The following is a 17939-nucleotide window of genomic DNA, read 5'->3' as shown; positions in this document are numbered from 1 at the left end:
CCTCGTCCGCACACGCACCGGCCCGATCCGCGTCGAGCAGCAGGATCGGCAGCTTCCGCACTGCCGCGGCGGTGGTCACCACGGCCCGGACTTCCTCGGAGGCCGTCGCCGCGGGCTGCGCGATCAGCGTGGCCGCCGGTCTCGTGGCGATCCGCGTCCGGATCGAATCCGTGCGCGGGCCGGGCGGCGCTGTCCGCACGCGGCGAGCAGCGCGACAACCGGCGCGAGCAGCGCCACCTTCGGGGTCACCTGCACCGGACGGCGCACCGTTCAGCCGGCCGAAGCGTTCAGCGCGTCCAGTAGCCAGGTGTGCGTGACGCCCATCGGAGCCGGTTCGCCCGTGACCTGGCCGGCCAGGGTCCAGTAGGCGCGCACGCGCGGGTCGCGGTCGGGGGCGGTGCGGTGGTTGAGGGCGCGGCGGAAGGCCGGGGTGTCGGTGGTGCCCACGGCGGCCGCGTGGGCGGCGACGAAGCGGTCGAGGGCCGGGCCCGGCGCCGGGCGGGTGCCGGACGTCACGGCGGGGAAAGCGAGCTCGCAGGCCTGCGCGACCTCGGCATGGAGGGCGGCGAGGTCGGGGATCCGGTCGTGGTTGACCAGCGTGCTGGTGCGCAGGGCATCGACGAACGAGCGGTCCGAGGCGAGCAGCACCAGCGACGCGTAGGCCACGACCTGCGCGGGCGTCGGCAGCTCCGGGGGCGGCGGGGCGCTGATGTCCAGGAACATGCGGGCCGAGTCCGCAGGGACAGGGCCGGTGGTCATGGGGCGCCAGAGGCGGACGAGGACGTCGCGGGCGGCGTACCCGTCCTCCACGGCGGACAGGAGCTCCAGCCGCGCGGGCCGGTCGAGCGGGGTCGCGTCCTCGACGGCGCGCAGGACGGACCGTCGCCAGGCCAGCGTGGCGACCTCGCGGTCGAGGGCGGCGCGTTCGGCGGCCACGGCGTCGGCCAGGGAGCGGCGGCCGGCGAGGACGTCGGTGATCAGTGGCAGCCCCAGGCCCAGGCCGCGCATCCGGCGGACGAGCGTCAGCCGCTCGACTGCGTCCTCGGCGAAGCGGCGGTGGCCGCCCGCGCTGCGGGTGGGTTCGAGCAGGCCTTCGTCGCAGTAGAAGCGGATCGTGCGCACGGGCACGCCGGTCCGTCGCGCCAGGTCGCCGATCCCCAGTGTGACCCCGGTCACCATCGGTAGAACCTCCAGCCGGATGGAGTTCCTACGGTACGGCCATGGACACCGCCCGACTCGCCGACGCTCTCCAGCACCACACCGCCGCCCTCGCGAAAGCCGCGGCCGGAGCCGACCCCGACGCCCGCGTGCCGACGTGCCCCGACTGGCCGCTGCGCGTGCTCGTCGGGCACGTCGGCCAGGCGCACCGCTGGTCGGCGAGCATCGTCCGCTCAGGCCCTTCGCCCGTGCCCGACCCGTTCGACGCGGACCCCGGTGACCCGGCCGGCTGGTCCGGCTGGCTGCAGGCCGGAGCCGCGGACCTCGTCGACGCGGTGTCCACCACCGACAGTCCCGTGTGGACGTTCTTCGGTCCGGGACCCGCCACGTTCTGGTTGCGCCGCATGCTCAACGACACCATCGTCCACCACGCCGACGCCGCCGGCCGCGCGTTCTCCGTCGCCCCGGAGCTCGCCGAGGACGCGATCACCGACTGGCTCGAACTGCTCGCGCACCCCGCCACGCAGACGCTCAAACCCGACGTCGCCGAGCTGCGCGGCACCGGTCAGACCCTGCGACTCCTCCCCGACCACGCCGAGGGCTGGCACCTCACCCGCACCCCGGACGGCATCGAATGGACCCGCGGCACCGCCGACGCCGAAGTCACACTTGCCGGCCCGCTGACCGACCTCCTGCTCGTCTTCACCCGCCGCCGGCTCGCCGACGACGTCACGATCACCGGCGATCGCCGCCTCATCGACCACTGGCTGGCCCACAGCGCGGCCTGAGCTCCCACGCCGGGTGATCCCGCGGCGGCCGCGGGCCACCGCCCGGGAAAAGCTTCTCGCGCAACGTCCCCGGCCGGTACTCGCGCTGCATCAGGCCGCGGGCCTGAAGCAGCGGCACGACGTGGTCCACGAACTCGGTGAAGCTCGTCGGCGAGATCACGTACTCGAGGTTGATCCCGTCGACACCCGCGTCGCGCCAGCGCGCGATGTTCTCGACGATCTGCTCCGGCGTCCCCACCACACGTTTGTTGGTACGGCTGAGGATCAGCTCGCCGAGCGTCCAGTCGTCACGCGTGGTCGTGGCGAGGAGCTTGCGCACGGGCTCCGACACCTCGCGCCGGCGCAGGTCACCGACGAGCGCGTCCGGGGCGTCGAGACCGAAATCGTGCCCGGCGAACACCGACGCGCGCGCCAGGTTCCCCTCCACCGTCTGGCGCTCCAGCAGCTCGGTGTGGCGCCGCCGGGCCTCGGCCTCGGTGCCGGCGAGCAGGTACGACTGCGGCACGAAAACCTTGATGTACGCCGGGTTCCGGCCCGCGGCGGCCGCCGCCCGGCGCACGTCGGCGACGATCGGGGCCGCCTCGGCGGGGTCCTGGGAGTTGATGAACAGGCACTCCGCGTACCGGCCGGCGAACGCGCGGCCGGTCGGCGAGACGCCGGCGTTGAACAGCACCGGCACCCGCTGCGGCGACGGCTCGCTCAGGTGTGGCCCGTCGAGCTGGTAGCATGGTCCATTGTGGACAATTGCGTGCACCTTGGCCGGATCCGCGAACTCGCGCCGCGCACGGTCGCGCAGCACCGCGCCGTCTTCCCAGCTGTGCAGCCACAGCTTCAAAGCCGCCTGCGTGAAGTCCTCGGCGCGGCCGTAGCGTTCCTCGTGGCCCGGCAGCCCGCCGTACCCGAGGTTCCGCCCGGCGCCCGGCAGGAACGACGTGACGATGTTCCACGCCACCCGCCCGCCGGTCAGATGGTCCAGAGTGGACACTTTGCGGGCGAACGGGTACGGGTGCTCCTGCAGGATGTTCTGCGTGAACGTGTACCCCAGGTGCTCCGTGTGGTAGGCGAGCAGCGGGATCAGCACCGAGGGATCACCGGTCGGGAACTGCATCCCCTCGCGCACCGCCGCGTCGCGCGAGCCGCGGTAGGTGTCGTACGGCGCAAGGACATCGGCGAAGAAGAGCGTGTCGAACCGGCCGCGCTCCAGCGTCCGCGCGAGGTCGAGCCACATCGCGGGATCGGTGTAGCCGAGCTGGCGGCTGTCCGGCTCGGCCCACAACCCCTGCGCGTGGTGCGAAACGGCGAACATGTGGAACGCGTTGAACAACATCCGCTCAGGCATCGTCGCCCAGCACCTGCGCGCCGATCACGTCCTTGCAGATCTCGGCGGAGTAGGCCATCAGCCAGCCCGCCTGCGCGTCGCGGAACCAGCGCTCGATCGGCGACGTCTTCAGGTACCCCGATCCGCCGCCCACGCGCACGCCGAGGTCGGCGATCTCGCGCGCGATCTCGTTGGCCAGCAGCTTCGCACGCACCGTCGCGGACAGGAAATCGGGCGAGTTCTCGTCGGCGAGCCAGCACATGTACTGCGCGAACATCGCGGCGGCCTGCAGCCGGCTCTCCAGCTCGCCGACGCCGAAGCGCACCCACTGCTGCTCCGCCACCGTCCCGCCGCCCGGCAGCACCTTCCGGGCGCGCGCGTGCTCCCGCAACGCGGCCAGCGCGCCGTCGGCCACCCCGAGCGACAACGCCGCCACGCCCGCCCCGATATGGTTGGGGCGCCGCCGTTTCGACGGCGGGCAGCGGCGTTCGTGCGGCAGGAGCGTGCCGTCGAAGCGGATCAGCTGGCTGCCGCTCGCGCGCAGCCCCATCGCGTCCCAGCTCGGGAGGAACGTCATCGTCGCCGGGTCGGCGTCGAGCCCGAAGAACGTGGAGACGCCGTCGACCTTCGCGTTGACGAGGAAGTGGTCGGCGATCTCGCACCCGGAGGAGAAGCGCTTCTCCCCGCTCAGCCGGAACCCGCCTTCGACCGCCTCCGCAGGCTGCTGCGACTGCAGGAACAGGTTCCCGCCCGCCGGCTCGCTCAACGCGTTCGCGAACCGCGCCCCGTCCCCCAGCCGCTCCGCGAAGAACCGCGCCACGTCCGGCTCCGACATCTCCACCAGCCCCGCCACCGCGCCGATGTGCATCACCCACACACACGCCGTCGACGGGCACGCCGCACTCAGCACCCGGACGATCGCGCCGTAGCTGCGGTAGCTGAGGTCCTGGCCGCCGTACTCCGCCGGCAGCACCGCGGCGTCGAGCCCGCTGGCGTTGAGCCTGCGGAGATTCCCGACGGGCAGCTCACCGGTCCGGTCCCGCTCGGCGGCGGTCCGCGCGAACTCCCCGGCGAGCCGCGCCGCGAGGTCCACCCAGTGCTGCTCGTGAGCCGGCGGGCCGAGCGGATGTGCAGCAACCATGACGCCTCCCCTGTTCGGCAGCTCCCGATCGGCGATCTTGCCAGGAAAAGGCCTTCGTGGTCAGGCGCTCTCGCGGGCAGAATCCTCGCATGCGCATCCACCGGCACGAGCCCGCGCTCAACGCCGTCGTCGAAACGTACGTCACGCCGGGCCGTAGGTACCTGCAGCTGGTCAACACCCCGTTTCTGAGCGACCCGGCGGTGCGGCAGCCTTTCGGCCGCGCGCTGGCCGAGGACGCAGTGCGCGTCACCGACGGCGAGCTCGAGCTGCTGCTCGGCTACGAATGGCGCGCGCAGCTGACGGCTTCGTGGCTGGTCGCGTTCGCTCGGCGAGCGGCGCACCGCGAACGGATCGGCGAACTGCTGCTCGCGAACGAACGCGCCTACGCCGGCCGCGGGTTCTGCTTCGCGCTGGCACGACTCGGCACGGAGGCGGACGCGCGCGTGCTGGTCGACTACCTCCACGCGTTCCTGCCCCGCACCGACCGCGGCGAGCAGGACTCGGCCATGGGCGCGCTCACCTACCTGGACGGGCTGCTCGGGACCGACCACGCGGCCCAGTTCCTGGCGGACAACGGCCCCTGGGCCCGCTGGTTGCACGCGAGGTTCCCACTTGATCTCGCCGACGTACCGGTGTCGCTCGACCAGTCCCGTGACCTCATCGCCGACCAGTGCTCGTATGCCGACCAGTGCATGAAGGCCCTGCCCTCCGCCCCGTAACGGGTCAGGGCGTGAGCTCCGCCGCCGCCGCGTGCAAGGCCAGCAAGCCCGGCACCGTCTCAGGTGGGCGCCGGCCGAAGCCGCATTCCGTGGGATGCCGAAGGAGTCCACAGTGGATAGTGCGGCGGCGATGCGTTTGCGGGAGCCGAAACACACCGCCGAAGCGGGACCGGCCGGCCGGTACTGGGGCGTGCTGCTTTACTCGCCGCGGTGGACCTCGTCGGTGACCAGGCCGGGGGTGCGATCGAACTCCGCCCGCTGCCAGAACGTCCAGTTCGACCGGACACCCGTCTCGCCGCCCGTCACCCGCCGCACGAACTTGCCGACGTGCGACGAGACCGCGCGGAACACCGTTTCCGAGTCCCGAGCGGCACGCTGCCGACGAGGTGCACACCACGAGTCACGATGCGCTCACCGTAAGCCGGCGCGCCGGCGTCCCGGAGGGGCCGCGCGCCGAACAGTGGCCGGTCGGCCGGCCCGCGGAGGGGATCGGGCAGCTCAGACCTGGCGCGCCGTCGCCATCGCGCGGTCGGTTTCCCAGAAGGCGCGCATCGACGTGATCAACCCGTCGCCGCCCACGCGGTAGACGAAGACGCCGTCGGTGTCGACGCGGTAGCTGCCGGGCAGGTACGTGGTGATGGTGCCGACGTTCGCGCACTCCGCACCCGCCGCGAACGAGTCGCGGATCACGAACTCGAAGCGTTCCACGTGCGCGATCGTCAGGTCCCAGAACGCGCCGATGCCCTCGTGGCCGCGGTGGCCCTTGCCCGGCTCGTCGAACATCGACGGGCCCACCGGGTCTTCCACCACGGCGTCCGGCGCGAACAGCGCCAGCCAGGCGTCCTTGTCGCCCGCCGCGACCGACGTCATCGATCGGAACGACGCGAGGCGAGCCGGCGGCTGGTCCGCGTCGACGTCCCAGCTGACCTGGACACTCATGTCACTCCCCCGATTCGCGGAACTTCGCGATGACCTCGACGCCGAACTTGCGGATCGCGTCGACCTTCGGGCCCACTGCGGCGTCGAACCCGAGGCCCTCGAACACCCACGGCATGGTGATCGCGTCGGTCACGCCCACCTCGGCCTGCTCGCGGAAGCCGTCGAGCCCGAACCGGTCGACGCACACCGCCTGGAACTCGAACGGATCGGCCTCGCGCCCGCGTTCGGCCAGCAGTTCCTTGAGCCGCTTGATCGTGTCGCGCAGCTGGTCGAGCGTCATCATCGCCGACGACCAGCCGTCGCCCACGCGCGCGGCCCGGCGCAACGCGATGTCCGTGTGCCCGCCGATGTAGAACGGCACGCGCTTCGGCGGCGTCGGGCTCATGCGCAGCTTGTCGAAGTCGAAGAACTCGCCGTGGAACTCGACCATGCCGCCGTCGAGGATCAGGCGCAGCACCTCGATGGCCTCGTCGAAGCGCTTGCCGCGCCGCTCGTACGGCGCGCCGCACCACTCGAACTCCTCCGGCGACCAGCCGATACCGAGCCCGAGACCGAACCGGCCGCCGGTCAGCGCCGCCACCGAGTTCACCTGACGCGCCAGCAGCACCGGATTGCGCGAGCCGAGCTTCAGCACGGACGTGTAGAACTCGAGCCGCTCGGTCACCGCGCCCATCGACGCGGCCGCCACCAGCGGGTCGACCCAGGGCGTCTCCTCGGTCCAGAACCGGCTGCCGTCGGGCGTGTACGGGTAGTCCGCCGACACCTTCTCCGAGTAGAACAGCGAATCCGGCAGGACGATCGAGGAAAATCCGGCCTCTTCGGCGGCGCGGGCGAGCTCGCCCAGCTGATCGAGGGGGTTCATCGCGATCGACAGGGCGAACTTCATACCCCGACTGTAACGTGTTCTACTTTGCCCGGCCAGGGGTGCTCCCCGTCACCTCCCGGGAACCCTCAGCGTACTGTCCGCGTTGTCCGGTTCAAAGGCGGCCGCGGGGCCGCCGAGACAAGCTCACCACGTGGAGTGACCAATGGGCACCGCGATCCTGCTGATCGTGCTCGTCGTCGTGATCGTCGGAGGCGGGCTGTACTTCGCCCGGTCGCAGGCCGCTTCGCGGCAGCGGCAGCTCGACGACGCGAAGGCCGACGCGCGCCGCCTCGTCGAACGCCTCGGCGGGCAGGTCCTCAACATCTCCGGCACCGACACGGCCTCCCAGCAGGCGATGGCCGACGCCAGCGAGCGCTACAACGCCGCCGGCTCCCAGATGGAACAGGCCAAGACCGTGGAACAGGCCCGGCTGGTGAAGGACACCGCCGTCGAGGGCCTCTACTACGTCCGCGCCGCCCGCACGGCCATGGGCCTCGACCCGGGCCCGGCGCTGCCGGACGAGGCCGAGCGCGAGCGCGCCGGCAAGGTGACCGAGCACCGCAAGGTCGACGTCGAGGGCCAGCACTACGAGGCCTCGCCCGACCCCGGCCAGGACACGCCGTACTACTACCCCGGCGGCCGCGTGGCGGGGCGCCCGGTGCCGCAGGGCTGGTACAGCGAGCCGTGGTGGAAGCCCGCGCTCGTGGCCGGCGCGTGGGGCCTGGGCTCGATGTTCCTGTTCAGCGCCATGTTCTCCGGCATGGGCGGCATCGCGAGCGCCTCGGCCTGGGAGTCGGGCTACGACGCCGGCCAGCAGGACGCCATCGAGTCCGGCGACCAGGGCGGCGACGGCGGCGATGGCGGTGACGGCGGCGGCTTCGACGGAGGCGACGGCGGCGGCCAGGACTTCGGCGGCTTCGACGGCGGCGGCTTTGACGGCGGCGGATTCGGCGGCGGCGGCTTCGACTTCTGACCCGCGCACGAACAAGAGCTCGACACGGTGAAGGGCGTCTCGAAGTTCATCGAGGCGCCCTTCACCGTTTCCCGTGATCCGCACAAACCGAAGCGCGCCAACCAGTTCGTCGACAGAGTCCACATCGGACTCACCCGGTGATCGGCCGGATCCCCACCAGAGTGCCCGACAGGTGCTCGGCCGCCGGGCTGCACAGGAAGGCCGCGAACGGCACGATGTCCTCCGGCTGACCGACGCGCCCGCCCGGATACCGAGCGCTCACCCGCGCGATGTGGTCCTCGCTGGCCGCCACGCGCATGCCCGGCGTGACCGTGAGCCCGGGGGCCAGCGCGACCGTGCGGATGCCCTGGTCCGCCAGCTCCTGGTGCACCACGTTGCTCAGCAGGTGCACGCCGGCCTTCGACGCGCCGTACGCGCCGGAGCCGGGACCGGCCTGGGTGCCGACCATGCTGCCGACGTAGATGATCCGCCCGCCGCCCCCGCGGATCATGATCGGCGCGAAGTGCTTGGTGACGAGGAAGCAGCCGACGAGGTTGCTGTCGAGGATCCGTCGCAGATCGGCCAGCTCGAAGTCCAGCACGCGCATCGTGCCGGCGGGTGGCATCCAGCCGGCGTTGCTGATCAGCGCGTCGACGCGGCCCCAGCGCGCGTCGACGGCCTCGGCCGCAGCGCGGACCTGGTTCTCGTCGGACACGTCCGCCACCACGGCCATCGGCTTCGGTGCGTCCGGCGCCGAAGCGACGATCTCGTCCACGGTGCCCGCCGCCTTCGCCGAGCTGCGCGCGAGCACCGCGATCCGCGCGCCCTCGCGCGCCAGCCCCAGCGCGAGCGTGCGGCCCAGCCCCTGCGCCGCGCCGGTGATGACGATGACCTTGTCGCGGATGTCCACCTGCATGTGCACTCCTTCAAAGTGTGGTCTCCAGCCTAAGTTTAGTCTCAAGTCCAAGTTTCGGTACGCTGGTGCCGTGACTGGACGACGGGAGGCGAACCGGGCCCGGATGCGGGCGCGCCTGCTCACGGCCGCGCTCAAGCTGTTCGAGGAGGGCGGCTACGAAGCGACGACGATCGACCACATCGCCGCGGAGGCCGACGTCGCGCGCCAGACGGTGCTCAACCACTACCCGCACAAGCGCGATTTCCTCGTCGAATGGGGCCAGGACCGGCGCGACCGCCTGCGCACCGTCGTCGATTCCGACGAACCCGCACGCACGAGGCTGCACCGCTACTTCGCCGCGCTGGCGGCGATCAACGAGCGCGAACGCACCCTGACCCGCATGCTGCACGTGAGCCTGCGCCACGACGAGGTCGTCGCCCACCAGCACCCCGTGCCCGACGCGACGATCGACGCGATCCGCCAAGGCCAGGACCGCGGCGAACTGCGCGCGGAACTCCCGCCGCGCACGGTCGCCGAAGTGGTCACCGCGATCTACGGCGACACCCTCCGCCGCTGGCTCACCGACGACGCGCCGCCGTTCGACCTGGCCGCCGCGCTGGCCGAACGACTCGACCTGCTGCTGGACGGCCTCACCGCGTGACTCAGGCGGGCTGGCAGGACGGGCACCAGTACAGGTTCCGCCCCACGAGCTCCTGGTGCGCCACCGGCGTGCCGCACACCAGGCACGGCATCCCGGCGCGCCGGTAGACGTACACCTCGCCGCCGTGCCGGTCGTCGCGCGGCGCACGGCCCTGCGCGGCCGGCATGTGCTCCGGGGCCACCGTGTCGATGCGGCCGATGCGCACGCCGTGGCGCATCAACGTCACCAGGTCGGCCCACATCTCGTCCCACAGCCCGCGGTCGAGCGCGCGGCCGGGCACCATCGGGGCGACGCCGTGGCGGAAGAGCACCTCGGCGCGGTACACGTTGCCGACCCCGGCGAGCACCGCCTGGTCCATCAGCAACGCGGCCACCGACGTGCGCGAACGCGAGATCCGGTCCCACGCGAGGTCGGGCTTGGCGTCGCGGCGCAACGGGTCGGGCCCGAGCCGCGCCTTGATGGCGTCGACCTGGGCCGCGTCGAGCAGCTCACACCGGGTCGGGCCGCGCAGGTCGGTCCAGTGCGTGCGCCCGATCAGGCGCATCCGCACCTGGCCCACCGGTTCGGTCTCGGGCAGCGCCGTTTCGCCGAACGTGCCGTACAGGCCGAGGTGGACGTGCACCGTCCCGTGTGGACCGTAGTCGTGGAACAGGTGCTTGCCGTACGCCTCGGCCGACTCCAGCACCTGCCCGTCGAGCTTCGCCGCTTCGTCGGCGAACCGGCCCTGCGGGCTGGACACCGAGACGGGCGCGCCGGCGTACCGGAGTTTGTGCAGACGGGCGAGGCGGTGGAGGGTGTGCCCTTCGGGCATCAGGCTTCCGGCAGGGGCGGCGGCGTGCCGGTGCGCTCGTAGTCGAGCAGCTGCTGGATCCGGCGTCCGTGGCGCTCCTCCGGCGAGGGCTCGGTGGCCAGGAAGGCCTCGACGATCTCGACCGCCTGCTCGACGGTGTGCATCCGCGCGCCGACGCCGAGTACCTGCGCGTGGTTGTGCTCACGGCACAGCTTCGCCGTTTCGACGCTCCAGCCGAGACCCGCCCGGATGCCGGGCACCTTGTTGGCGGCGATCTGCTCGCCGTTGCCCGAGCCGCCGATCACGATGCCGAGGCTGCCCTCGTCGCCGGACACGCGCAGCGCCGCGGCCACGCAGTAGGCGGGGTAGTCGTCGACCGGGTCGTAAGTGTGCGGACCGACGTCAACGACTTCGTGTCCCTGACCCGCGAGGTGGCTGGCCAGGTGGTTCTTCAGCTCGAAACCGGCATGGTCGGATCCCAAGTAGACACGCACAGCGGCGAGTCTGCCATCACCGCCGGTGGCGGGCATGCTCTGGGGGTGGACACGTGGGCGCAGCCGGGAAACGGCGTCCGGCTCGAATGGGGTGCCGAAGGTGTCACGGCGCTCGGCGATGCGTGTGCGGTGCTCGTGGTGGTCGACGTGCTTCCCTTCTGCACCACCGTGGATCTCGTCACCGCGCGCGGCGGACGGGTGCTGCCGGTGCGCTGGCGCGACGAACGCGGTGTGGCCGAAGCGCGGGCCGCGGGGGCGGTCGTCGCGGGTGAGAAAGCGTGGACGTTGCGGCCTTCCTCTGTGACGGACATCCCTTCCGGCACACTGCTCGCGCTGCCCTCGCCCAACGGCGCCACCCTGACCGCCGCGGCCGCCGCCACCGGCGCCCATGTGCTGGCCGGCTGCCTGCGCAACGCCTCAGCCGTCGCGGTGAAGGCGCTGGAGCTGGCGGCCGGGCGGCCCGTCGGCGTGATCCCGGCCGGCGAACGCTGGGGCATCGACCTGCTGGGCGAAGGCCGGAACTTCGGACCGCTTCGCCCGTGCGTGGAAGACCAGCTGGGCGCGGGCGCGATCGTCGCGGCCCTCGACCGCCACGGCCGCACGCTCTCGGCGGAAGCCGCTCTCGCAGCAACGGCCTACGCGGGCACCGACGTGGCCCAGGCCCTGCGCACGTGCTCGTCCGGCCGCGAACTGGCCGCGGCGGGCCACCCCGGCGACGTCGAGCTCGCCGCGCAAACGGACGTCAGCACCACCGCGCCCACCCTGCGCGGGAAAACCCTGGAGGCGGAATGACCTGGACCGAAGTGGCCGAAGGTGTGCACGCGCGCCGCTACGAAGAGCTCGACCTGACCACGGGGCTGGTGATCGGCGCCGAGCGCTGCCTGGTGATCGACACGCGTGGTGACGTCGACCAGGGCGCGGAGCTCGCCGCGGCCGTCCGGGAGCTGACGGACCTGCCGTGGAGCGTCGTTTACACCCACTCGCACTTCGACCACAGCTTCGGCACCACGCCGTTCCTGCCGTGCGACGTCTGGGCCCACGAACGCTGCCTGCGCGAGCTGCTGGACCACGGCGAAACCGCCAAAGCCAAGTGGAGCGCGCGCTACCGCGCGGAAGGCAAGCCGGAGATCGCCGACGCCCTCGACCGGACCGGCCTGATGCCGCCCGACCGGCTCGTGACCGACCGGGCGGAGCTCGACCTCGGCGGCCGCACCGTCGCGCTCGTGCACCCCGGCCGCGCGCACACCGACCACGACCTGGTGGTGCACGTGCCCGACGCGGGTGTCGTGTTCGCCGGCGACGTGGTGGAGCACGGGCCCGAGGGCTTCACGGAGTACTCGTTCAGCGACGAGACGCACCTGGGCGAGTGGCCGGGCGCGCTCGAAGCGATCCTCGCGCTCGGCCCGCGGATCGTGGTGCCCGGGCACGGCGAGCCCGTGGACCCCGGGTTCGTCCGGGAGCACCGCGACGGGCTGCGCCGGCTCAACGAGCTGAAGGCCGCCGTGGCGGCCGGCGCCAGCGGGGCGGACGAAGCCGTGGCGGCCTCGCCCTACCCCGCCGGCGTCACGAGGGCCGCGTTCGCGACCCCGTGAGACCTCAGTCGAAGTTCAGCTCGCCCGTGCGCGTGCGCTTGAGCTCGAAGAAGTCCGGGTAGCTCGCCATCGCGACCGCGCCGTCGAACACCTTCAGGGCGGCGTCACCGCGCGGGATCGAGCTGAGCACCGGGCCGAAGAACGCGACGCCGTCGACGTGGATGGTCGGCGTGCCGACGTCCATGCCGACCGGGTCCATGCCCTCGTGGTGGCTCTTCTTCAGGGCCTCGTCGTACTCGGTCGAGTCGGCGGCCTCGATCAGCTCGGCCGGCGCGCCGACCGCTTCGAGGGCTTCCTTGAGGACGACGTCGAAGTCCTTGTTGCCCTCGTTGTGGTAGCGCGTGCCGAACTCCGTGTAGAAGTCGCGCAGCACCTCCTGGCCCTTCGCGGCGGCCAGCGCGGTGGCCACGCGGACCGGGCGCCAACCCTTGTCCATCAGTTCCTGGTAGCGCTCCGGCAGCTCTTCCCGGCCCGAGTTGAGCACGGACAGGCTCATGATCCGGAAGTTCAGGTCCAGCTCGCGGTGCTTCTCGACCTCGAGGATCCACCGCGAGGTGATCCACGCGAACGGACAGATCGGATCGAAGTAGAAGTCCACCTTGGTGGGCTGGGACGCAGCGGTCATCTCAACGAGCTCCTCGCGAGGTTCGACATCGGCAGGCATGCCTTTTGCAGAGGGGGGTATCCCCCCAATCACGGCCAACGCGCGCGACAGGCCCGGTTGTTCCCCGTCGCTCGAGGACCGCTTCGCATGATTGGATGCTCGACAGCCCGAAAACCGCAACGGAATCGAAGACCAGAGGTGCCCGTGCCCGCCCCCAACCTGACTCGTGACGAAGCCAAGCAGCGCTCCGGCCTGCTGGATGTCGCGTCCTACGACATCGTGCTGGACCTGACCGACGGCCACGGCGGTCCCGGTGAGAAGACCTTCCTCTCCACCACCACAGTGCGCTTCTCCGCCACCCGGCCGGGCGAGTCGTCGTGGATCGACCTCGTCGCCGAGGGCGTCCGCTCCGCCGTGCTCAACGGCACCGACCTCGACGTGAGCACCTACGTCGAAGACAAGGGCATCGCGCTGCCGGAGCTCGCTTCGGACAACGAGCTCGTGGTGACCGCGGACTGCCGGTACATGAACACCGGCGAAGGCCTGCACCGCTTCGTCGACCCGGTCGACAACGGCGTGTACCTCTACACGCAGTTCGAGACCGCGGACGCCAAGCGCATGTTCGCCTGCTTCGACCAGCCCGACCTGAAGTCGGTGTACAAGCTGACGGTTCACGCGCCGCGCGACTGGAAGATCGTGTCCAACGCGCTCGTCGAGACCGAAGAGGACACTGCCGACGGCGCCCGCGTGACGAACTTCGCCGTGTCCGAGCGGATCTCGACGTACCTGGTCGCGCTCATCGCCGGCCCGTATGCCGAGTGGCGCGACGAGTTCTCCGACGCCCACCGCACGATCCCGCTCGGGATCTACTGCCGCGCGTCGCTGGCGGAACACATGGACGCCGACCGCTTGTTCGTGGAGACCAAGCAGGGCTTCGGCTTCTTCCACGAGAAGTTCGCCACGCCCTACCCGTTCTCCAAGTACGACCAGCTGTTCGTGCCGGAGTTCAACGCGGGCGCGATGGAGAACGCCGGCGCCGTGACCTTCCTGGAGGACTACGTCTTCCGCAGCCGCGTCACGCGTTACGCCTACGAACGCCGCGCCGAGACGCTGCTGCACGAGATGGCGCACATGTGGTTCGGCGACCTGGTCACCATGCGCTGGTGGGACGACCTGTGGCTCAACGAGTCGTTCGCGACCTTCGCGAGCGTGTTCGCGCAGGCCGAGGCCACCGAGTACAAGAACGCGTGGACCAGCTTCGCGAACATCGAGAAGTCGTGGGCCTACCGCCAGGACCAGCTGCCCTCCACCCACCCGATCGCGGCCGACATCGTCGACCTCCACGCGGTCGAGGTGAACTTCGACGGCATCACCTACGCCAAGGGCGCGAGCGTCCTGAAGCAGCTCGTGGCCTACGTGGGCATCGAGCACTTCCTCGACGGCCTGAAGGTCTACTTCGGAAAGCACGCGTGGGGCAACGCCACGCTGGCCGACCTGCTGGCCGCGCTGGAAGAGGCGTCCGGGCGCGACCTGTCGTGGTGGAGCGCGCAGTGGCTCGAGACGACCGGGCTCAACTCCCTCAGCCCGCGCTACGAGGTGGCGGCCGACGGCACGTTCGCGTCGTTCGCCGTGGTGCAGACGGGCGCGAAGCCGGGCGCCGGTGAGCTGCGCACGCACCGCGTCGCGGTGGGCGTGTACGACGACGGTGTTGGTGCCGGCGCCGGCAAGGTCGTGCGCACCGAGCGCGTGGAGCTGGACGTGTCGGGCGAACGCACCGAGGTGCCCGCGCTGGTGGGCAAGCCGGCGGGCAAGCTCGTGCTGGTCAACGACGACGACCTCACCTACTGCCGCATGCGCCTCGACCCGGCGTCGCTGACCACGCTGATCGACCGGATCGCCGACATCGACGAGCCGCTGCCCCGCACGCTGTGCTGGTCGGCCGCGTGGGAGATGACGCGGGAGGCCGAGCTCAAGGCGCGCGACTTCGTCACGCTGGCGGCTCGCGGCATCCACGCCGAGAGCGAGGTCGGCGTGGTGCAGCGGCTGCTGCTGCAGGCGCAGACGGCGCTCAACTCGTACGCGGACCAGAAGTGGGCCGCCGAGCAGGGCTGGCCGGCGTTCACCGGGCGGCTGCTGGAGCTCGCCCAGGGCGCCGAGGCCGGGTCCGACCACCAGCTGGCGTTCGTGAACTCGCTGGCCGGCGGCGTGCTCGACGAGGCGACGCTGGGTGTCGTCGCAGGCTGGCTCGCCGGCTCCGCGCCGCTGCCCGGCCTCACCGTGGACACCGACCTGCGCTGGCGCCTGCTGCAGGCGCTCGTGGCCCACGGCAAGGCCGGCACCGCGGACATCGAAGCCGAGCTCGCCAAGGACGACACGGCCGCGGGCCGCCGGCACGCCGAGCGGTGCCGCGCGCTGCAGCCGACCGCTGAGGCCAAGGCCGACGCGTGGCAGCGCGCCGTCTACGACGACGAGATCCCCAACGCCGTCAGCGACGCCCTCATCTCGGGCTTCTCGCACCCGGGCCAGAAGCAGCTGCTCGGCAGCTACGTCGAGCGCTACTTCGAGGTCATCGACGAGGTCTGGACGCGCCGCTCCAGCGAGCGCGCCCAGCCGACCGTGATCGGGCTCTACCCGTCGTGGGCCGTCGAGCCCGCCACGGTGGCGGCGTCGGACGAGTGGCTCAAGGGCGAGCACCCGGCCGCGCTGCACCGGCTCGTGTCCGAAGGCCGCGCCGGCATCGTCCGCGCACTCGCGGCGCGGGAGTTCGACAGCCAGGCCTGAACCCGGGTGGGCCGCTCATGCGTGGCGGCCCACCCGGAAACGTCGACGGGGGCCTCCTCGACTTCTCGAGGAGGCCCCCTTCGGCGCGTCAGGAAGACGTCAGTGCTTCGGCTCCGGGCCGGCCTGGTCGCTCAGCATGCGCAGGGCATTGACGAGGCCACCGACCAGGTCACCCTCCTTGAACGACGCGACCATGCTCGCCACGGCCAGGTTGGCGCCGCGGTCGGGCAGGCGAACGTGCGAGCGCTCGCCGATCACGATCTCGATCGCGCGCTGCGCGGGCGAGACCGCGAGGACCACGGAGTTGGCCGGGTCCTCGGTCGAGGCCAGCAGCTTCTCGGCGCCGGCGCGGGTGTCCTCGCCGAGGTCGCCGAGGTAGACGCTGAAGGCGACGCCGGACTCGCGTGTCGCGAAGGTCAGCGCCTCGTCCAGGCGGGCGAGCTGCTGGACCGAGAACGGGCTGGTGGGCTCGCTCGGCTCGTACATCTTGGCCGCCGAAAGGCGACCGCTGTTCGTGATGACCTCGCCGAAAGCGAGGTCCTTCTCGGCTACCTCGACCGCAGTGGCCGAGTGCGCGAGTTCACCACTTGCCACGTGCGCCTCCGGCAGCAGTCAAGGCGCCCGAGGGCACCACAGAGCCCGGATCGACGGCGTGGTGGCCCGCACCGACACCCTCCGGGTTGGCGGTCCACCACATCGCGGGGTACTCCCACGGCTGTCCCGGCCGGTACCGCGGCGTCCCCGAGAACTTCTTCCGCAGGGTGGCCGCACCGACCACCAAGTAGATGGCCAGGGGGATGACCGCGTAGACCAGGATCGTCTCGACAACGTTCACGCCGGTGAGCGTATCGGATGGCCCTGGTGGCCACCGCGCGGCGCCGCGCCGGGAGGCGACCGCTCGTCGTGCGGGAGCGCCCGTCCGCCGCTTGGCTCGCGCGCGCTGGAACGTTGGGGCGAAGCCGGGCGGGCCGAAAGGTTGCAACTCAACGTACAGGCGGCCGTACCAGTCGCCCTTGTCTTGTCGGCGCACTGAAATGCTCGTAGCTTTTTCACCTGTACGGGCCTTGCGGTCCGCTCCTCAGCCCCAGCAGGTCACGCACCGGTCCCAGGAGGCCACCTCATGCAGAGCGTCCAGCCCCCCGCCCAGGCGATCATCGAGCCCATTTCGTCACCCAGCGAGACCGAATTCCTGACCGGAACGCGTGTGACGTCCGGCACAAGGGTTACCCGCGGTACTCGGGTCACTCGCGGTACCCGCGTCACCGGCGGCACGCGAGTCACGCGCGGCACCCGGGTCACCCGCGGCACGCGCGTCACCAACGGCACCCGCGTGACGGCCGGCACCCGCGTCACGAGGGGCACCCGCGTCACGAGGGGCACCCGCGTGACCCGTGGCACCCGAGTCACCAACGGCACGCGCGTCACCTGCGGCACCCGGGTCACCCGGGGTACGCGTGTCACCCGCGGCACCCGCGTGACCTCGCAGGCCGACTTCGCGCTGGCCGCCTGAGAAAAGCAGAACGCGCGCACCCATGAGAAGGGCGCGCGCGTGAAGCTGAAGCCGCCGCGCGGACCACGCGCGGGCAGGGTTCAGCGACTCATCGGCTCGCCCCGGCCGCCGCACAGGCAGCCGGGGCGCCGACGTGTCAGAGCCTTCCGACGAGCCCGTCAGACAGTCCGTCAGGCCGCGGAACCCAAGTACGGCCGCCACAGCGGGTCGGCCTCCTTGGAGTGCGCCAGCAGGCGCCAGTGCGGGCCGTGGGGCGCCCTCGGCACCACGCGCAGGCGCCAGCCCAGCTCCGAGAGGAGCTTGTCGGCCTTGCGGTGGTTGCACTTGGCGCAGCAGGCCACGCAGTTGGTCCAGCTGTGCGGTCCGCCGCGGCTGCGCGGCAGGACGTGGTCGATCGTCTCGGCCCGGCCGCCGCAGTAGGCGCAGCGGTACCGGTCGCGGTGCATGAGCCCGGCCCGGGTCAGCGGCACCTTCGCGCGGTACGGCACGCGCACATACGTGCTGAGCCGGATCACGGACGGGACGGGCAGCGACACCGTCGCGGCGTGCAGCTCCACGCCACCCGGGTCACCGTGGACGACTTCCGCCTTGCCGCACATCACGAGCACCACCGCGCGCCGCATGGGCAACGCGGTGAGGGGCTCGAAGGTGGCGTTCAGCAGCAATACGCGACGACGGCCCCAGGGCGGGGTCGCCGGGTCCCGGCCTCTACGCTGTCCGGGCGGACGGGAA

21 protein-coding genes are annotated in these 17939 nt (G+C 71.7%); 8 read left to right on the top strand and 13 right to left on the bottom strand.

Annotated features, from left to right (window positions below):
• Window positions 1–270: 270 nt before the first annotated feature.
• Window positions 271–1179, bottom strand: coding sequence for a MerR family transcriptional regulator (locus QRX50_RS21745; protein ID WP_285973748.1), 909 nt, complete (start codon window positions 1177–1179; stop codon window positions 271–273).
• A 41-nt stretch (window positions 1180–1220) separates the two neighbouring features.
• Between QRX50_RS21745 and QRX50_RS21740 the strand changes: the two genes are divergently transcribed.
• Entirely contained in the window at window positions 1221–1946 is a 726-nt protein-coding gene (locus tag QRX50_RS21740) for a maleylpyruvate isomerase family mycothiol-dependent enzyme (protein ID WP_285973747.1), read from the top strand.
• Here QRX50_RS21740 and QRX50_RS21735 read toward each other — a convergent pair.
• Entirely contained in the window at window positions 1912–3285 is a 1374-nt protein-coding gene (locus QRX50_RS21735; RefSeq protein ID WP_285973746.1) for an NtaA/DmoA family FMN-dependent monooxygenase, read from the bottom strand. The genes QRX50_RS21740 and QRX50_RS21735 overlap by 35 nt on opposite strands.
• A complete protein-coding gene (locus QRX50_RS21730) occupies window positions 3278–4405 on the bottom strand; it encodes an acyl-CoA dehydrogenase family protein (RefSeq protein ID WP_285973745.1) in 1128 nt (375 codons plus the stop codon). Before QRX50_RS21730 ends, QRX50_RS21735 begins: the two co-directional genes overlap by 8 nt.
• An 89-nt stretch (window positions 4406–4494) precedes the next feature.
• Between QRX50_RS21730 and QRX50_RS21725 the strand changes: the two genes are divergently transcribed.
• Window positions 4495–5124: a DUF6000 family protein gene (locus tag QRX50_RS21725; RefSeq protein WP_285973744.1), complete on the top strand. Its 630-nt coding sequence runs from the start codon at window positions 4495–4497 to the stop codon at window positions 5122–5124.
• Window positions 5125–5322: 198 nt separating this feature from the next.
• On the opposite strand, the gene QRX50_RS21720 is transcribed toward QRX50_RS21725, so the two are convergent.
• The 3 genes from QRX50_RS21720 to QRX50_RS21710 form a co-directional block, all read right to left on the bottom strand.
• Window positions 5323–5475 (bottom strand): hypothetical protein, encoded by a 153-nt coding sequence (locus tag QRX50_RS21720; protein WP_285973743.1) that lies wholly within the window; start codon window positions 5473–5475, stop codon window positions 5323–5325.
• A gap of 147 nt (window positions 5476–5622) precedes the next feature.
• A complete protein-coding gene (locus QRX50_RS21715; RefSeq protein ID WP_285973742.1) occupies window positions 5623–6063 on the bottom strand; it encodes a nuclear transport factor 2 family protein in 441 nt (146 codons plus the stop codon).
• A 1-nt stretch (window position 6064) separates the two neighbouring features.
• Entirely contained in the window at window positions 6065–6949 is an 885-nt protein-coding gene (locus tag QRX50_RS21710) for a TIGR03619 family F420-dependent LLM class oxidoreductase (protein ID WP_285973741.1), read from the bottom strand.
• 142 nt (window positions 6950–7091) lie between these two features.
• On the opposite strand from QRX50_RS21710, the gene QRX50_RS21705 reads away from it, so the two are divergent.
• The gene (locus QRX50_RS21705) at window positions 7092–7901 is read left to right on the top strand and encodes a hypothetical protein (RefSeq protein WP_285973740.1); all 810 of its coding nucleotides are present in this window, start codon (window positions 7092–7094) and stop codon (window positions 7899–7901) included.
• A gap of 130 nt (window positions 7902–8031) precedes the next feature.
• Here the strand turns inward: QRX50_RS21705 and QRX50_RS21700 are convergent, their stop codons facing one another.
• Window positions 8032–8796 carry an SDR family NAD(P)-dependent oxidoreductase gene (locus QRX50_RS21700; RefSeq protein WP_285973739.1) on the bottom strand — a complete coding sequence of 255 codons (765 nt, stop codon included), beginning with the start codon at window positions 8794–8796 and terminating at the stop codon, window positions 8032–8034.
• A gap of 70 nt (window positions 8797–8866) precedes the next feature.
• On the opposite strand from QRX50_RS21700, the gene QRX50_RS21695 reads away from it, so the two are divergent.
• A complete protein-coding gene (locus tag QRX50_RS21695) occupies window positions 8867–9436 on the top strand; it encodes a TetR/AcrR family transcriptional regulator (RefSeq protein ID WP_285973738.1) in 570 nt (189 codons plus the stop codon).
• A gap of 1 nt (window position 9437) precedes the next feature.
• Here the strand turns inward: QRX50_RS21695 and QRX50_RS21690 are convergent, their stop codons facing one another.
• Together QRX50_RS21690 and QRX50_RS21685 are read right to left on the bottom strand one after the other, a co-directional pair.
• Entirely contained in the window at window positions 9438–10247 is an 810-nt protein-coding gene (locus QRX50_RS21690; RefSeq protein WP_285973737.1) for an Fpg/Nei family DNA glycosylase, read from the bottom strand.
• Window positions 10247–10720 (bottom strand): ribose-5-phosphate isomerase, encoded by a 474-nt coding sequence (locus QRX50_RS21685; protein WP_285973736.1) that lies wholly within the window; start codon window positions 10718–10720, stop codon window positions 10247–10249. Before QRX50_RS21685 ends, QRX50_RS21690 begins: the two co-directional genes overlap by 1 nt.
• 45 nt (window positions 10721–10765) lie before the next feature.
• Between QRX50_RS21685 and QRX50_RS21680 the strand changes: the two genes are divergently transcribed.
• Complete coding sequence (locus tag QRX50_RS21680; protein WP_285973735.1) at window positions 10766–11512, top strand: 2-phosphosulfolactate phosphatase; 747 nt, start codon at window positions 10766–10768, stop codon at window positions 11510–11512.
• Entirely contained in the window at window positions 11509–12312 is an 804-nt protein-coding gene (locus QRX50_RS21675) for an MBL fold metallo-hydrolase (RefSeq protein ID WP_285973734.1), read from the top strand. Before QRX50_RS21680 ends, QRX50_RS21675 begins: the two co-directional genes overlap by 4 nt.
• Window positions 12313–12316: 4 nt before the next feature.
• Here QRX50_RS21675 and QRX50_RS21670 read toward each other — a convergent pair whose 3' ends face one another.
• Window positions 12317–12937: a mycothiol-dependent nitroreductase Rv2466c family protein gene (locus tag QRX50_RS21670; protein ID WP_285973733.1), complete on the bottom strand. Its 621-nt coding sequence runs from the start codon at window positions 12935–12937 to the stop codon at window positions 12317–12319.
• 183 nt (window positions 12938–13120) lie between these two features.
• On the opposite strand from QRX50_RS21670, the gene pepN reads away from it, so the two are divergent.
• Window positions 13121–15697, top strand: a complete 2577-nt coding sequence (pepN, locus tag QRX50_RS21665) for an aminopeptidase N (protein ID WP_285973732.1) — start codon at window positions 13121–13123, stop codon at window positions 15695–15697.
• 99 nt (window positions 15698–15796) lie between these two features.
• On the opposite strand, the gene QRX50_RS21660 is transcribed toward pepN, so the two are convergent.
• Window positions 15797–16291: a DUF5130 family protein gene (locus tag QRX50_RS21660; protein WP_285973731.1), complete on the bottom strand. Its 495-nt coding sequence runs from the start codon at window positions 16289–16291 to the stop codon at window positions 15797–15799.
• Window positions 16278–16532 carry an aa3-type cytochrome oxidase subunit CtaJ gene (gene ctaJ / locus QRX50_RS21655; protein ID WP_285973730.1) on the bottom strand — a complete coding sequence of 85 codons (255 nt, stop codon included), beginning with the start codon at window positions 16530–16532 and terminating at the stop codon, window positions 16278–16280. Before ctaJ ends, QRX50_RS21660 begins: the two co-directional genes overlap by 14 nt.
• 285 nt (window positions 16533–16817) lie before the next feature.
• Between ctaJ and QRX50_RS21650 the strand changes: the two genes are divergently transcribed.
• Window positions 16818–17207, top strand: coding sequence for a hypothetical protein (locus tag QRX50_RS21650; RefSeq protein WP_285973729.1), 390 nt, complete (start codon window positions 16818–16820; stop codon window positions 17205–17207).
• 170 nt (window positions 17208–17377) lie between these two features.
• Here the strand turns inward: QRX50_RS21650 and QRX50_RS49605 are convergent, their stop codons facing one another.
• Complete coding sequence (locus QRX50_RS49605) at window positions 17378–17830, bottom strand: HNH endonuclease (protein WP_220246993.1); 453 nt, start codon at window positions 17828–17830, stop codon at window positions 17378–17380.
• Window positions 17831–17939: the final 109 nt, after the last annotated feature.

The sequence above is a fragment of the Amycolatopsis sp. 2-15 genome (assembly GCF_030285625.1).
In the GTDB taxonomy this organism is placed as follows: Bacteria; Actinomycetota; Actinomycetes; order Mycobacteriales; family Pseudonocardiaceae; genus Amycolatopsis; species Amycolatopsis carbonis.
Note: the sequence above shows the minus strand (reverse complement) of the source record. Positions and strands in the feature narration are given on the sequence as shown.